General features: G+C 72.5%; 10 protein-coding genes, 2 tRNA genes and 1 pseudogene. 6 read left to right on the top strand and 7 right to left on the bottom strand.

Features of this window, described 5'->3' with window-relative positions; all coding sequences use genetic code 11:
• Positions 1-28: 28 nt before the first annotated feature.
• The 3 genes and pseudogenes from ABZ934_RS09670 to ABZ934_RS09660 all read right to left on the bottom strand — a co-directional run bounded on the left by ABZ934_RS09670 (position 29) and on the right by ABZ934_RS09660 (position 3684).
• Positions 29-1303 (bottom strand): FAD-dependent oxidoreductase, encoded by a 1275-nt coding sequence (locus ABZ934_RS09670; RefSeq protein WP_361310734.1) that lies wholly within the window; start codon positions 1301-1303, stop codon positions 29-31.
• 93 nt (positions 1304-1396) lie between these two features.
• Positions 1397-2728 (bottom strand): deoxyguanosinetriphosphate triphosphohydrolase, encoded by a 1332-nt coding sequence (locus ABZ934_RS09665; RefSeq protein ID WP_361311359.1) that lies wholly within the window; start codon positions 2726-2728, stop codon positions 1397-1399.
• A gap of 75 nt (positions 2729-2803) precedes the next feature.
• A pseudogene (locus tag ABZ934_RS09660) lies at positions 2804-3684 on the bottom strand (sirohydrochlorin chelatase).
• Between the two features lie 222 nt (positions 3685-3906).
• Here ABZ934_RS09660 and ABZ934_RS09655 point away from each other — a divergent pair.
• The 4 genes from ABZ934_RS09655 (at position 3907) to ABZ934_RS09640 (ending at position 8954) form a co-directional block, all read left to right on the top strand.
• Positions 3907-4605 carry an ElyC/SanA/YdcF family protein gene (locus ABZ934_RS09655; RefSeq protein WP_361310731.1) on the top strand — a complete coding sequence of 233 codons (699 nt, stop codon included), beginning with the start codon at positions 3907-3909 and terminating at the stop codon, positions 4603-4605.
• Between the two features lie 40 nt (positions 4606-4645).
• Complete coding sequence (locus ABZ934_RS09650; RefSeq protein ID WP_361310729.1) at positions 4646-5410, top strand: glucose 1-dehydrogenase; 765 nt, start codon at positions 4646-4648, stop codon at positions 5408-5410.
• A gap of 110 nt (positions 5411-5520) precedes the next feature.
• A complete protein-coding gene (locus ABZ934_RS09645) occupies positions 5521-7617 on the top strand; it encodes a molybdopterin oxidoreductase family protein (RefSeq protein ID WP_361310727.1) in 2097 nt (698 codons plus the stop codon).
• A gap of 140 nt (positions 7618-7757) precedes the next feature.
• A complete protein-coding gene (locus ABZ934_RS09640; protein WP_361310725.1) occupies positions 7758-8954 on the top strand; it encodes an RNA polymerase sigma factor in 1197 nt (398 codons plus the stop codon).
• Positions 8955-9042: 88 nt separating this feature from the next.
• Here ABZ934_RS09640 and ABZ934_RS09635 read toward each other — a convergent pair whose 3' ends face one another.
• From ABZ934_RS09635 to ABZ934_RS09620, 4 genes are all read right to left on the bottom strand, one after another.
• Positions 9043-10965: an ABC transporter ATP-binding protein gene (locus ABZ934_RS09635; protein ID WP_361310723.1), complete on the bottom strand. Its 1923-nt coding sequence runs from the start codon at positions 10963-10965 to the stop codon at positions 9043-9045.
• Positions 10962-12695 carry an ABC transporter ATP-binding protein gene (locus tag ABZ934_RS09630; RefSeq protein WP_361310721.1) on the bottom strand — a complete coding sequence of 578 codons (1734 nt, stop codon included), beginning with the start codon at positions 12693-12695 and terminating at the stop codon, positions 10962-10964. Before ABZ934_RS09630 ends, ABZ934_RS09635 begins: the two co-directional genes overlap by 4 nt.
• Positions 12696-12824: 129 nt before the next feature.
• Positions 12825-14288, bottom strand: coding sequence for an FGGY family carbohydrate kinase (locus tag ABZ934_RS09625; RefSeq protein WP_361310719.1), 1464 nt, complete (start codon positions 14286-14288; stop codon positions 12825-12827).
• Positions 14289-14393: 105 nt separating this feature from the next.
• Entirely contained in the window at positions 14394-14696 is a 303-nt protein-coding gene (locus ABZ934_RS09620; protein WP_361310716.1) for a YtxH domain-containing protein, read from the bottom strand.
• A gap of 145 nt (positions 14697-14841) precedes the next feature.
• On the opposite strand from ABZ934_RS09620, the gene ABZ934_RS09615 reads away from it, so the two are divergent.
• Positions 14842-14914 (top strand) — tRNA-Asn (locus ABZ934_RS09615).
• 5 nt (positions 14915-14919) lie between these two features.
• Positions 14920-14992 (top strand) — tRNA-Asn (locus tag ABZ934_RS09610).
• Positions 14993-14999: the final 7 nt, after the last annotated feature.

The following is a 14999-nucleotide window of genomic DNA, read 5'->3' as shown; positions in this document are numbered from 1 at the left end:
AGTCTACGGCCGGGCGCCGACAAACCCGTCAGGCCCCCTCCGCCGCCACCAGGGAGGAAAGCGGAACAGACGGGTCCGCCAGTTTCTCCCGGTCGACCGGCGCGTGGGAGCGGATCAGGGCCTGGATGTGCTCCGTCACGTCCCACACGTTGACGTTCATCCCGGCCAGGACCCGCCCCTGCGACAGCCAGAACGCGATGAACTCCCGCTTGCCCACGTCCCCGCGGATCAGCACCTGGTCGTAGCCGCCCACCGGGGCGTATCCGGAGTACTCCAGACCCACGTCGTACTGGTCCGAGAAGAAGTAGGGCACCCGGTCGTACGAGACCTCCTGCCCGAGCATCGCCCTCGCGGCGGCGGGTCCGCCGTTGAGGGCGTTGGCCCAGTGCTCGACCCGCAGCCTGGTCCCCAGCGCCGGGTGGTGGGCGGCCGCCACGTCCCCGACGGCGAAGACGTCCGGATCGGACGTCCGCAGCGACGCGTCGACGGCGATCCCGCCGCCGTGCTCCCGGTCCACCAGGGCCAGCCCCGAGGTCTCGGCGAGCGCCGTGCGCGGCGCGGCGCCGATCGCGGCGAGCACCGCGTGCGCCGGATGCTCCTCGCCGTCGTCGGTCCGGGCGGCCAGCACCATCCCGTCCTGTCCGACGATCTCGGTGAGCCGGGCGCCGAAGTGGAAGCGGACCCCGTGGTCGGCGTGCAGGTCCCCGAAGAGCCGGCCGATCTCCGGGCCGAGCACCGCGTGCAGGGGTGTGGCCAGCGGCTCCACGACGGTCACCTCGGCGCCGTACCCGCGGGCCGCCGCCGCGACCTCCAGACCGATCCAGCCGGCCCCCGCGATCAGCAGGTGGCCGTTCTCCCGGCCCAGCCCGGCCAGGACCCCCTTGAGCCGCTCCGCGTGCGCGAGTCGCCGCAGGTGGTGCACCCCCACCAGGCCGGTGCCGGGGACGTCGAGGCGGCGCGGCTCGGCCCCGGTGGCAAGGAGCAGCTTGTCGTAGTGCAGCGCCGTGCCGTCACCGAGGACGACCTTCTTGGCCTCCCGGTCGAGCTGGACGGCGGGCTGTCCCAGGTGCAGCTCGATGTCGGCGCGCGCGTACCAGGACGGCTCGTGGACGAAGACGCTGTCGCGTTCCTCCTTGCCCGTCAGGTACCCCTTGGACAGGGGAGGGCGTTCGTAGGGATGCTCCCGCTCGTCCCCGATCAGGATCACCCTGCCCGTGAACCCCTCCGACCTCAGCGTCTCGGCCGCCTTGGCCCCGGCGAGACCCGCGCCGACGATGACGAACGTCCGGTGTGCGTCGACCACCTGATGCCTCCTCATAACCTCTGCGCCACATGCGACCACATGCGAGCGTCCCGCACCGAGCCTGCCCGGGGAAGGGGGAGTGGCCCGATCGGCTCACCCTTCGGCGCGTCGTGGCCGCCTGGTGAGACGGGTGTGCAACGAGCGGGCCGAGGCGTCGGTGAGGGCGGCGATCTGGTCGATGACCGCGCGTTTCCTCGCCTTGTCGTCCGAAGCGGCCTCGAAGATCGCGCGGAACTGGGGGTCGAGGCCCTCGGGTGCCCGGGCGCTGAGCGCCTCGGCGAGTTCGGCCAGGACGATGCGCTGGTCCGCGCGGAGCCGCTCCTGCTCGTCGCGCTGCATCACGTACAGGTCGGCGACCGCCTTGAGGACGGCGCACTCGTTGCGCGCCTCCCGGGGAACCACCAGCTCGGCCGCGTACCGGGTGAGCCGGCCCGTCCCGTACGCCTCCCGCGTCGCGCCCTCGGCGGCCAGGCAGAAACGGCCGATCAGCTGGCTGGTGGCGTCCTTGAGCCGGGCCTGGGCGACGGCCGAGCCGTCGTAGCCGTGCGGCCACCACTCCTGCCCCATCAGCCGGTCCAGGGCCTCGCGCAGCTCCTCCGGCGCGGTGTCCGCGGGCACGTACCGGCCGATCGCGACCCGCCAGATCGCCTCGCGGTCCGGTTCGGCGAAGAGCATGTTCGGGTCGAGGTGCCCGGCGTGCAGACCGTCCTCGAAGTCGTGGACGGAGTACGCGACGTCGTCCGCCCAGTCCATGACCTGCGCCTCGAAGCACTTGCGGTCGGCGGGGGCGCCCCGGCGCAGCCAGGCGAAGACCGGCAGGTCGTCCTCGTACGCGCCGAACTTCACCGAGTCGGGGTCCGTGGGGTGCCCGCCGCGCGGCCAGGGGTACTTGGTGGCGGCGTCCAGAGCGGCCCGGGTGAGGTTGAGACCGACGCTGACGAGCTCACCCGTGGCCGGATCGGGCACGAACCGCTTCGGCTCCAGCCGGGTCAGCAGGCGCAGCGACTGGGCGTTGCCCTCGAAACCGCCGCAGTCCTTGGCGAACTCGTTGAGGGCTTCCTCGCCGTTGTGCCCGAAGGGCGGGTGGCCCATGTCGTGGGAGAGGCAGGCGGCCTCGACCAGATCGGGATCGCAGCCGAGCGCCAACCCCAGCTCGCGGCCCACCTGGGCGCATTCCAGGGAGTGGGTCAGCCGGGTACGGGGGCTCGCGTCCCAGTCGTAGGAGCGGGTTCCGGGGGTGACGACCTGCGTCTTGCCGGCGAGACGGCGCAGCGCGGCGGAGTGCAGCACGCGGGCGCGGTCCCGCTGGAAGGCGGTGCGGCCGGGCCGTTTGTCGGGCTCGGCGGCCCAGCGCTCGGTGTCGGCGGGCTCGTACGGGACGGGGTGCGGGGTGGTGCGGGGGGTGGTGCGGGGGGTGCCTTCCATGCCTTCCATGTTCAGACGTTAACCGGAAGAGCCGACAAGGCGGGTGATCCGGGCGGCCCCGGTCCGCGCGCTGCCCTACGCGGTGGCGAGTGCCGGCGGGGTCCGCCGCCGGGCGAGGGCCTCGTCGTAGCGCAGCAGGACGAGCCGGGCGAGGGCCGGGTGGTCACCGAGCGGCGCCGCGGCCGGGCCGGACGCCGCCGCCGCGCTCTGGGCGGCGAAGCGGCCGGGGGCGGTGAAGTACGAGGCCACGGCGATCCGGTGGTGGCCCCGGGCGGCGAGGGCGCGCAGGGCGTCGGGGACGGTGGGGGCGGCGGCGGAGGCGTAGGCGGGCACCACGGGCACCCCGTCGAGCCGTTCGGACAGCAGGGCGGCGGTGCGGCGGACGTCCTCGGCGGCGTCCCGGTCGCGGGAGCCCGCGGCGGCGAGCACGACCGCTGTACCGGGGACCCAGGCGGCCTCAAGGAGCCGTTCGTACAACGCCTCGACCAGCAGCGGGTGCGGGCCGAGCGGGGCGGCGACCCGGGTGAGCAGGTGGCCGGCGCGGGCGGCCGCCGCGGGCAGGTCCCGCTTGACGTGGTGCCCGCGGCTGAGCAGCAGCGGCACGAGGACCGCCGAACCGGTGGCCCCGCCCAGGGTGTCGCCGAGCAGTGGCCGGTTCAGCTCGATGTGCCCGAGGCGGACGTCGAGGCGGGGGCGGAGTTCACGGACCCGGTCCAGGAGGGCCCGGGCGGTCCGGAGGGCGCGCGGGTCACGGCTGCCATGGGCGACGGCGACGAGGGTGGGCTGCATGCGTGGGCTCCGTGGGACCGGGCCCCCGGCGGACGCACGGCGTTCAACTGCGCCCCGAGCTGGGCGGTGATCCGGGACAGCAGCTCGCCGGCGGTGGCGGGGGGAAACGGGAAGGACGGGAAGGGCGGGCCGGACGGGGATTCGGGAGGGTGCGCGGGCTCCGTCATGCACCGATCCTCCGGGTCGGAGATTGCCGCCGGGTTGCGCCGCGATGACGGGTCTTTTCCGGCTGCTCACAGCCGGCCGGCCGGGCACCGATCGGCGGCGGTGAAACCACACGGGCCCCACCGGCGTCCTGACCAGCGGAGACCGGGCGAGGACAGGTACCGGGCGACAAGCCGTAACCGGACGACGGCCGGAGACCCGGCGGCAACCAGGAGGGGAACGTCATGCGCGGAGCGCGCCTGAGCCGGATCGCGGGCGGGGTGCGCGGCCTGGTGCCGCGTACGGTACGGGCCAGGCGGCGCGCCGTCCGGGCCGTGGTGACGCTGTGCGTGCTGGCGCTGCTGCCCTCGGCGTGGACCCACGCGGTGACCGCCGACCGGGTCGGCGGCACGACCCAGGCGCCGGCGGCCCCCGTGGCGGTGGTGTTCGGCGCGGGCCTGCTGGGCGCCCGCCCCACCCCGTACCTGGCCGACCGGCTCGACGCGGCCGCCGAGCTGTACCGCGCGGGGAAGGTCAAGGTCGTCCTGGTCACGGGGGACAACAGCCGCACCGAGTACTCGGAGCCGGACGTGATGCGGGCCTACCTGGCCCGCCACGGCGTCCCGGACGACCACATCGTCAGCGACTTCGCCGGTTTCGACACCTGGGACTCCTGTGTCCGGGCCCGACAGATCTTCGGCGTGCGGCGCGCGGTGCTGATCAGCCAGGGGTTCCACATCCGGCGGGCCGTCGCCCTGTGCCAGGCGGCGGGCGTGGACTCGTACGGTGTCGGGGTGGCGGACGTGCACGACGCGACCTGGTACTACGGCGGCGCCCGCGAGGTCTTCGCGGCCGGGAAGGCGGCGCTGGACGCGGTGTTCAAGCCGAATCCGACGTTCCTGGGGCCCAAGGAGGACGGGGTGACGCGGGCCCTGACGCCCTGACAGACTGGCACGGATTGTCAGACTCTAGGGGTGGGGCACCGTGGTGGATCTGAAGGACAAGGCCGTCGTCGTCACCGGAGGGGCCCGCGGTCTCGGCGCCGCGAGCGCCCGGGCCGTCGTGGAGGGCGGCGGCCGGGTGCTGATCACCGACGTGTTGGAGGCGGAGGGCGCCCGGACCGCCGCGGAACTGGGGGACGGCGCGCACTTCCTGCGCCACGACGTCACGAGCGAGGACGACTGGCGGACGGTGCTGGAGTACGCGACCGCCGCCTTCGGCCGACTGGACGGCCTGGTCAACAACGCGGGCATCGCCTCGGGCCGGCTGTTGGAGGAGGAGAGCGTCGAGCACTTCCGCCGGGTCCTGGAGATCAACCTGGTCGGCGTGTTCATCGGCGTCAAGGCCGCCGTTCCGCTGATGCGCGCGGCCGGCGGCGGCTCGATCGTCAACATCTCCTCGGCGGCCGGGCTCACCGGGCTCCCGCTCACCGGCGGCTACGGGGCCTCCAAGTGGGGCGTACGCGGCCTGTCCAAGATCGGCGCGGTGGAACTCGCCGAGTCCCGGATCAGAGTCAACTCCGTACACCCCGGCATGACCTACACCGAGATGACCGCTTCCGTGGGCATCCGCACCGGCGAGGGCAACTACCCGGGCACCCCCATGGGCCGGGTCGGCGTCCCGGACGAGATCGCCGCCGCCGTCGCCTTCCTGCTCTCCGACGCCGCCGCCTACATCACGGGCGCCGAACTCGCGGTGGACGGCGGCTGGACCGCGGGTCCCACCCTGGGGCAACTGACCGGCGGGTGACCTCGGGCGCGCCATCCTCACCGGGCCCCGGCGGGCGCGCTGAGGTCGCCGTACAAGAGGCGTAACCGGACGCGGCGGCCCGTGTAACACCGGCGGCGCACCGTGGCCGTATGAGCGCCGAAGCCACCGCCGGCCCCGCCACCACCGGCCCCGTCACCGCCACGCACTGCCCCTACTGCGCCCTGCAGTGCGGCATGAACCTGCGCGCCGGGGCGACCGGCGGCGTCGTGGTGGAGGAGCGGCCCGACTTCCCCGTCAACCGGGGCGCCCTGTGCGGCAAGGGCCGCACCGCCCCCGCCGTGCTCTCCTCGCGGGTGCGCCTGACGGAGCCGCTCGTGCGCGGCCGCTCCGGACGGCTGGAACCGGCCGGCTGGGAGGAGGCCCTCGACGCCGTCGCCGAGGGCCTCTCCCACACCGCCCGGACCCACGGCCCGGACGCGGTCGGCGTGTTCGGCGGCGGCGGGCTGACCAACGAGAAGGCGTACGCGCTCGGCAAGTTCGCCCGCGTCGCCCTGCGCACCTCGCAGATCGACTACAACGGCCGCTTCTGCATGTCCTCCGCGGCCGCCGCCCACCAGCGCGCCTTCGGCCTCGACCGGGGCCTGCCGTTCCCGCTGGAGGACGTCCCGCGCACCGGCTGCGTGATCCTCGTCGGTTCCAACCTGGCCGAGACCATGCCGCCGGCCCTGCGCTTCCTGCGGGAACTCAAAGACAACGGCGGCACGTTGATCGTGGTGGACCCGCGCCGCACCCGCACCGCCGAAGAGGCCGACCTGCACCTCGCCCCCCGCCCCGGGACGGACCTCGCCCTCGCCCTGGGCCTGCTGCACCTCGTCGTCGCCGAAGGGCGCACCGACGAGGCGTTCATCGCCGAGCGCACCAGTGGCTGGCCCGAGGCGCGGGCCGCCGCGATGGCGCACTGGCCGGAGTTGGTGGAGCGGATCACCGGCGTCCCCGTGCCCCGCCTGCGGGAGGCGGTGAGCCTGTTCTGCGCCCCGGAGTCCGCCATGGTGCTGACCGCCCGCGGCCCCGAGCAGCAGTCCAAGGGCACCGACACCGTCGGCGCCTGGATCAACCTCTGCCTGGCCACGGGCCGCGCCGGTCGGCCGCTCTCCGGATACGGCTGCCTCACCGGCCAGGGCAACGGCCAGGGCGGCCGGGAGCACGGCCAGAAGGCCGACCAGCTGCCCGGGTACCGCAAACTGACCGACCCGGCGGCGCGCGCCCATGTCGCCGGCGTCTGGGGCGTCGACCCCGACAGCCTCCCCGGACCGGGCCGCAGCGCCTACGAACTCCTCGACGCCCTCGGCACGGACGTGAAGGCGCTCCTGCTGATGGGTTCCAACCCGGTGGTCTCCGCGCCGCGCGCCGCCCACATCGAAGGCCGCATCCGATCCCTGGACTTCCTCGCCGTCGCGGACGTCGTCCTCTCCGAGACCGCCGAACTGGCCGACGTGGTGCTCCCCGTCACCCAGTGGGCGGAGGAAACCGGCACCACCACCAGCCTGGAAGGCCGGGTCCTGCTGCGCCGGCGGGCCCTGACCCCGCCGCCGGGCGTCCGCACCGACCTGGAGGTCCTGCACGGCCTGGCCGCCCGCCTCGGCGTCGAGAAGGGCTTCCCCACCGCCCCCGAGGAGGTCTTCGAGGAACTCCGGCGCGCCTCGGCGGGCGGCCCGGCCGACTACTCGGGGATCTCCTACTCCCGCGTCGAGGCCGAACAGGGCGTCTTCTGGCCCTGCCCCGAGGGCTCGTCCGGAACGCCCCGCCTCTTCCTGGACCGCTTCGCCACCGAGGACGGCCGGGCCCGCTTCGTGCCCGTGGCGCACCGGGACGCGGCCGAGATGCCCGACGCCGCGTATCCGCTGCTGCTCACCACCGGCCGGGTCGTGGCCCAGTACCAGTCCGGGGCCCAGACCCGGCGGGTCGCGGAGCTCAACGCCGCCGCCCCGGGCCCGTTCGTGGAACTCCACCCCCGCCTCGCGGCCCGCCTGGGCGTGACCGAGGGCGCCCCGCTGGCGGTGGTCTCCCGGCGCGGGCGCGCGGTGGCCCCGGCCAAGATCACCGACACGATCCGGGCGGACACGGTGTTCATGCCGTTCCACTGGCCGGGGGAGGGACGCGCGAACACCCTCACCAACCCGGCCCTCGACCCGATTTCGCGGATGCCGGAGTTCAAGACCTGCGCGGTGCGCGTCGAGCCGGCCTGACCGGTGCGATCCGGAAGCGACGGCCGGGCCGCGGTCCGCTCGGACATGCGTCCGGGCCGCTTCGGTCACGTCGGCGAGGGGTAACCATCCGGTCACGCCCCGGACTCAGAAAGTGCTCGCACGCCCCTCGTGGCCGTGATGTGTCGTACCCCACACTGAAATCCGGTGCCCCCGTCCTCGGAGCCCTGGAGGTCGCCCCCGTGCAGACCCAGACCCTGACCGTGAACGTGAGTCACCCCGCCCGGGTCGACGAACCCGCCGACGCGGAGGCCCAAGCCGTGGACACGGAACCGGCGGAGCCGGAGGAGCCGGAAGAGGCGGAGGAGCCCGGGGAGCCGGAGGCGCTCGACCTGATCGAACGGGTGCCGGCACAGCGCGGGCGCGGCGCCGCCAAGGCCGGAGGGTCGGCCGGTTCGGGTGGGTCGGGTCCGTCCGCGGACCTCTTCCGGCAGTACCTGCGCGAGATAGGCAGGATCCCGCTCCTGACCGCCGCCGAGGAGGTCGAACTCGCCCGGCGCGTCGAAGCGGGACTCTTCGCCGAGGAGAAGCTCGCCACCGCCTCGGGGCTCGACCTCCAGCTCACCCTCGACCTGGACAAGCTCGTCGTCATGGGCCGCATGGCCAAACGTCGCCTCATCGAGTCGAACCTGCGCCTCGTCGTCTCCGTCGCCAAGCGGTACGTGGGCCGCGGGCTCACCATGCTCGACCTCGTCCAGGAGGGGAACCTCGGGCTGATCCGGGCCGTTGAGAAGTTCGACTACGCCCGCGGCTACAAGTTCTCCACCTACGCCACCTGGTGGATCCGGCAGGCGATGTCCCGGGCCCTCGCCGACCAGGCCCGGACCATCCGCGTGCCCGTACACGTCGTCGAACTGATCAACCGCGTCGTGCGCGTACAGCGCCGCATGCTCCAGGAACGCGGGTACGAGCCCACCGCCGAAGAGGTCGCGGCGCACCTGGAACTGACCCCCGAGCGGGTGCTGGAGGTGCTCCGCCTCGCGCAGGAGCCGGTCTCGCTGCACGCGCCGGTCGGCGAGGAGGACGACGTCGCCCTCGGGGACCTGATCGAGGACGGGGACGCCGCATCACCCGTCGAGTCCGCCGCGTTCTTCCTGCTCCGCGAGCATCTTGAAGCGGTGTTGTCGACGCTCGGCGAACGCGAACGCAAGGTCGTCCAGCTCCGCTACGGCCTGGCCGACGGCCGCCCGCGCACACTGGAGGAGATCGGGCGGATCTTCGGCGTGACGCGCGAACGCATCCGCCAGATCGAGTCCAAGACGCTCAACAAACTGCGCGACCACGCCTTCGCCGACCAACTGCGCGGCTACCTCGACTGAAGACACCGTCGGGCGGGAACGCTCAAGGGGTGCCCCGTACGAGGGCACCCCTTGTGGCCGACGACAGGACCTGGCCGGACTGGTCGGTCTAGTCGACCTCGGCGACCGCCTGTGCGAACTGGGCCGCGTACAGCCGGGCGTAGGCGCCGTCCGCCTCCAGCAGCTCCTCGTGCGTACCCTGCTCCACGATCGACCCGTTCTCCATCACCAGGATCACGTCCGCGTCGCGGATGGTGGAGAGCCGGTGCGCGATCACGAAGGACGTACGGCCGTGCGCCAGGCGCGCCATCGCCTTCTGGATCAGCACCTCGGTACGGGTGTCCACCGAGCTCGTCGCCTCGTCGAGCACCAGGATCACCGGGTCCGACAGGAACGCCCGCGCGATCGTGATGAGCTGCTTCTCGCCCGCGCTGACGCCCGCGCCCTCGTCGTCCAGCACCGTGTCGTAGCCGTCCGGCAGGGTGCGGACGAACCGGTCCGCATGCGCCGCGCGGGCGGCCTCCTCGATCTCCTCGCGGGTGACCTCACGCGAGGCCCCGTAGGCGATGTTCTCCGCGATGGTGCCGCCGAACAGCCAGGTGTCCTGTAGCACCATGCCGATTCCCGTGCGCAGTTCCTCGCGGGTCATCTTCGCGACGTCCACCCCGTCCAGGGCGATCCGGCCGCCCGTGACCTCGTAGAACCGCATCAGCAGGTTGACGAGGGTGGTCTTGCCGGCGCCCGTCGGACCGACGATCGCGACCGTCTGCCCCGGCTCGACGCTCAGCGAAAGGTTCTCTATGAGCGGCTTGTCCGGCTCGTAACGGAACGCCACCTTGTCGAGGGTGACCTGACCGCGCAGCCGCTCCGGCCGCTCGGGGACCTCGACGTCCGGCTCCTGCTCCCGCGCGTCCAGCAGCTCGTACACCCGCTCCGCCGAGGCGACACCGGACTGCACGAGGTTCGCCATCGACGCGACCTGCGTCAGCGGCATCGAGAACTGGCGCGAGTACTGGATGAACGCCTGCACGTCACCGATCGACAGGGTGCCCGAGGCCACCCGCAGACCACCGACCACCGCGATCAGCACGTAGTTGATGTTCGAAATGAAGAACATCACCGGCTGCATGATCCCGCTGACCAACTGCGCCTTGAAGGAGGCCCGGTACAGCGCCTCGTTCTGCTCGGCGAAGACGGCCGCCGACTCCTTCTGCCGCCCGAAGACCTTGACCAGCGCGTGCCCCGAGTACATCTCCTCGATGTGCGCGTTGAGCACGCCCGTGGTCTTCCACTGCGCCACGAACTGCGGCTGCGACTTCTTGCCGATCTTCGCCGCGACGAAGATCGACACCGGTACGGTCACCAGCGCGACCAGCGCCAGCAGCGGCGAGATCCAGAACATCATCGCCAGCACACCGACGATCGTCAGCAGCGAGTTCAGCAGCTGCCCCATCGTCTGCTGGAGCGTCTGCCCGATGTTGTCGATGTCGTTCGTCGCCCGGCTCAGCACCTCGCCGCGCTTCTGCTGGTCGAAGTACGACAGCGGCAGCCGCGACAGCTTCGCCTGGAGCTCCTCGCGCATCCGGTACACGGTGCCGTTCATGACGTGGTTGGACAGCCGCGTCGCGACCAGCATCAACAACCCCGCCAGCGTGAACGCCAGCAGGGCCCACAGCGCCACGACCCCCACGGCTGCGAAGTCGATGCCCTCGCCGGGGGTGAAGTCGGTGCCGGACAGCATGTCCGCCATCCCGCCCTGCCCTTTGGCCCGCAGACCGTCGAGCGCCTGCGCCTTGGTGATCCCGGCCGGCATCTCCCGCCCGACGATCCCCGCGAACACCAGGTCGGTGGCGTTGCCGAGGATCTTCGGCCCGACCACCGAGCAGGCGACGCTGCCGACGACGGCGGCGACCATGCCCCAGATCTTGGCCCGGTCCTGCGCGAGCCGGCCCAGCAGCCGCTTGCCCGACCCCTTGAAGTCCATGGACCGCTGGACCGGCCCCATCATCATCCGTCCTCCGGGCCCGCTCATGCGGCCTCCGCCTCCGTCAGCTGGGAGAGCACGATCTCCCGGTAGGTCTCATTGCCGGCCATCAGCTCCTGATGGCGTCCCTCGCCCACCACCTGGCCCTCGTCCAGGACGACGATCCGGTCGGCGTCGCGGATCGTGGACACCCGCTGGGCGACGATGACGACGGTCGCGTCCTGCGTCTCGCGGGCCAGCGCGGCCCGCAGCGCGGCGTCCGTCGCGTAGTCCAGCGCCGAGAAGGAGTCGTCGAACAAGTAGATCTCCGGACGCTGGACCAGCGTCCGGGCGATCGCCAGACGTTGGCGCTGACCACCCGAGACGTTCGTACCGCCCTGCGTGATCGGCGCGTCCAGGCCGCCTTCGAGCTCGGAGACGAACCCGGCCGCCTGGGCCACCTCCAGGGCGTGCCACAGTTCCTCGTCCGTCGCCTCGGGGCGCCCGTAGCGCAGGTTGGAGGCGACGGTCCCGGAGAACAGGTACGGCTTCTGCGGCACCATACCGACCGTCTTGGCCAGCAGCTCCGGATCGAGCCGGCGCACGTCCTCCCCGTCGACGAGGACCGCGCCGCCGGTCGCGTCGAACAGCCGGGGGACCAGACCGAGCAGCGTGGACTTGCCGCTGCCCGTGGAACCGATGACGGCGGTCGTCTCGCCGGGCCGGGCCAGCAGGTCCACCCCGCGCAGCACCGGCGCCTCGGCGCCCGGATAACGGAAGTCGGCGCCGCGCAGTTCGAGCTGCCCGTGGCGCAGCAGCTTGCGGACCGGGTCGGCGGGCGGGACCACACTGGAGTCCGTTTCGAGGACCTCCTGGATGCGCTCGGCGCAGACCTCGGCACGCGGCACCATCATGAACATGAAGGTGGCCATCATCACGGACATGACGATCTGCATCAGATAGGCCAGGAAAGCCGTGAGTTGGCCGATCTCCATGCCCTTGCCGTCGATGCGCATCGCACCGAACCAGATCACGGCGACGCTGGAGATGTTCACGACGAGGATGACGACGGGGAACATCAGCGCGAGCAGCTTGCCGGAGGCCAGCGACACCCCGGTGAGCTCCGCGTTCGCCTCCCGGAAGCGCTCCTTCTCGTAACCGTCGCGGACGAAGGCGCGGATCACCCGATTGCCGGTGATCTGCTCGCGCAGCACCCGGTTCACGATGTCCAGCCGCGTCTGCATCTTCCGGAACAGCGGGCGCGTCTTGAAGACGATCGTCCCGACGGAGAGGCCGAGGACGGGGACGACGGCGAGCAGCACCCCGGACAGCTTGACGTCGAGCGACAGCGCCATGGCGATGCCGCCGATGCACATGATCGGCGCCGAGACCATCAGGGTGAAGGTCATCAGGACCAGCATCTGGACCTGCTGGACGTCGTTCGTCGTACGGGTGATCAGCGAGGGGGCGCCGAACTGGCCGAGCTCCCTGGCGGAGAAGCTCTGCACCCGGTCGAAGACGGCGGCCCGGAGATCGCGCCCGACGGCAGCGGCGGTGCGGGCGCCGAAGTAGACGGCACCGATGTTGCAGGTGAGCTGGACGAGCGAGACGCCCAGCATCAGCGCGCCGAAGCGCAGGATGTAGCCCGTGTCACCGTTGACGACACCGTTGTCGATGATGTCCGCGTTGAGCGTGGGCAGGTAGAGACTCGCGCTGGTCTGCAGCAGTTGCAGCAGGACCAGCAAGGCGATGGGTTTCCGATATGGACGCAGATGCGTCCCCAGCAGTCGTATGAGCACGCGCAGGCTCCGGTCGGCAAGATCGAGGGGGGTTCACCCCATCTTCGGCCAACCGGCGGCCCGAACCCCAACGCTTTTCGCAAAGCCCGGTCAAAAGGAGTAGCCCCCCGGACCCCCCGGACGGGGGTCCTACGCCGTGACGCCCTGAAACGCCCCGGGGTGGATCTGCTCCCGCGTCGCGATGTACTGCTGGCGCACCGCCTGCCACGCCGGGAACTCCTCGCCCGGCTCGAACGTCTGGCCGGCGGGGGCCGGCCACACCGGCGGGGTGTGCGGTGCCGGCGTGCCCTGCGCCACACCGAGCGCCCACGCCGCTTGGCGCGCGGAGCCCAGCGCGGCGTAGTCGGCCGGGGCCGGGACGATGACCTGCGTACCGAACAACCCCGGTGCGGCGGCCTGTACGGCGGGCAGCTCGGCCGCCGCCCCCAGCAGGAACACCCGGCGGATCTCCACCCCTCGGTGCCGCAGCACGTCCAGGGCGTCGACCAGCCCGCACAGCATCCCCTCGAACGCGGCCCGCGCCAGGTGCTCGGGCTTCATCGAGTCCCGGCGCAGCCCGGACAGGGTCCCGGCGCTGTGCGGCAGGTTCGGCGTCCGCTCCCCTTCCAGGTACGGCAGGAGTACGAGGCCGTGGGCGCCCGGCGTCGACTTCAGCGCGAGCGCGCTCAGCCCCTCCAGGTCGGTGCCCAGCAGCTCGGCGGTGCCGCGCAGGGCCCGTACGGCGTTGGAGGTGTTCACCACCGGCAGGTGCATCCCGCTGGCGTCGGCGAGCGAGGTGATCAGACCGCCCGGATCGGAGACCGCCTGGTGGTGCACGGCCATCACCGACCCCGAGGCTCCCAGCGAGACCACCGCGTCGCCGGGAACCAGCCCCAACCCCAGCGCGGCGGCCATGGTCTCCCCGGTCCCGGCGGAGATCAGCAGCCCCTCGGGGGTCGTCCCGGCGGCGTCGGAAGGACCGAGCACCTCGGGCAGCAGTGCCTGGTGGCCGAGCGCCAGCTCGACCAGGTCGGGGCGGTAGGTGCCGGTGGCCGGTGACCAGTAGCCGGTCCCGGAGGCGCCGCCGCGGTCGGTGGTGCGGCGCGCGGGCCGGCCCAGCAACTGCCAGACGAGCCAGTCGTGCGGGGACATCAGCACGGCCACCCGCCGGGCCGCCTCCGGCTCGGCCCGGGCCAGCCAGGCCAGCTTCGCCAACGGCTGCGCCGCGTGCGGGACCGAACCCACGGCCTCCGCCCAGGCGTGCCGGCCGCCCAGCGCCTCGATCAGCTCGGCCGCCGCGACCTGCCCGCGCTTGTCGTTGCCGACCAGCGCCGGCCGGACCAGACCGCCCTGCGCGTCGAGCGGGAGCAGGCCGTGCTGCTGCGCGGAGACGCCGATGGCCTGGACCCCTTCGAGGAGTCCGTTGCCGGCCGCCTCCCCGAGCGAGAGCAGCCACGCCTGCGGATCGGTCTCGTGCGGGCTCGCCCCGGCGGCCTCGCCGGTCGGCTGCGGATGCGGGGCGTAGCCCTGGCGCAGCACGGCCCCCGTGTCGGTGTCGCAGACGACGATGCGAGTGAAGGCGGAAGAGCTGTCCAGCCCGGCGACTATCCCCATGCGGTAATTCTGCCGCACCGCGCGCCCGTCCTGACCGCCGAGTAGCCACAGAACCGCCGCGGGCCCCGGAAAGTGCCGGGACCCGCGGCGGTTCGGTGTCGGCTGTCAGGTGTTGCTGGTACCCCACTCGTCCTCGCGGCCGGAGCCGCCCCGACCGCGCAGCGTCCGAACCCGTCCCGCGAGGGACTCCGGCAGCGCGTCGCCGACCTTGTCGCCGACCATGGTGAACGCCTTGCCGGCGTAGGCGCGCCCGGCTTGCCCGGCGGTCTCGGCGGCGTTGCGTACCGCCGGGGTCTGCGCCACCTGGCGCGCGGACTTCTTCAACTGCTCGTACCGCTCGCGCCCTGCCCGGGTCCCGAGCACGTACCCGACGGCCAGTCCGACCACGAACGTGACCTTGTACCGCATGCTTGCCACCCTTCGTCGTGTGGTGCCCGGCCCACTGCCGATACCGATTGGCGGAGCACCCCCCTGCTTGCGCTAATCTATGACTCGCAACGGGCGCTCGCCCCCCGGCAAGGCCGGAGGTGGGCTGTTCGGCGCACCGCAGCAATCCCCTGTAGCTCAATTGGCAGAGCAGCCGGCTGTTAACCGGCAGGTTACTGGTTCGAGTCCAGTCGGGGGAGCGCGATCCCCTGTAGCTCAATTGGCAGAGCAGCCGGCTGTTAACCGGCAGGTTACTGGTTCGAGTCCAGTCGGGGGAGCACGGAA

The sequence above is a fragment of the Streptomyces sp. NPDC046557 genome (assembly GCF_040645975.1).
In the GTDB taxonomy this organism is placed as follows: Bacteria; Actinomycetota; Actinomycetes; order Streptomycetales; family Streptomycetaceae; genus Streptomyces.
The sequence above is the reverse complement of the archived record's forward strand: the minus strand, read 5'-3'. Positions and strand labels throughout refer to the sequence as shown.

What these genes read in the sequence shown, in the direction of transcription:
- ABZ934_RS09645 (WP_361310727.1), top strand. Translation starts at nt 5,521, where the DNA reads ATGAGCGCCGAAGCCACCGCCGGCCCCGCCACCACCGGCCCCGTCACC.
- ABZ934_RS09665 (WP_361311359.1), bottom strand. Translation starts at nt 2,728, where the DNA reads ATGGAAGGCACCCCCCGCACCACCCCCCGCACCACCCCGCACCCCGTC.
- ABZ934_RS09625 (WP_361310719.1), bottom strand. Translation starts at nt 14,288, where the DNA reads ATGGGGATAGTCGCCGGGCTGGACAGCTCTTCCGCCTTCACTCGCATC.
- ABZ934_RS09635 (WP_361310723.1), bottom strand. Translation starts at nt 10,965, where the DNA reads ATGAGCGGGCCCGGAGGACGGATGATGATGGGGCCGGTCCAGCGGTCC.
- ABZ934_RS09655 (WP_361310731.1), top strand. Translation starts at nt 3,907, where the DNA reads ATGCGCGGAGCGCGCCTGAGCCGGATCGCGGGCGGGGTGCGCGGCCTG.
- ABZ934_RS09620 (WP_361310716.1), bottom strand. Translation starts at nt 14,696, where the DNA reads ATGCGGTACAAGGTCACGTTCGTGGTCGGACTGGCCGTCGGGTACGTG.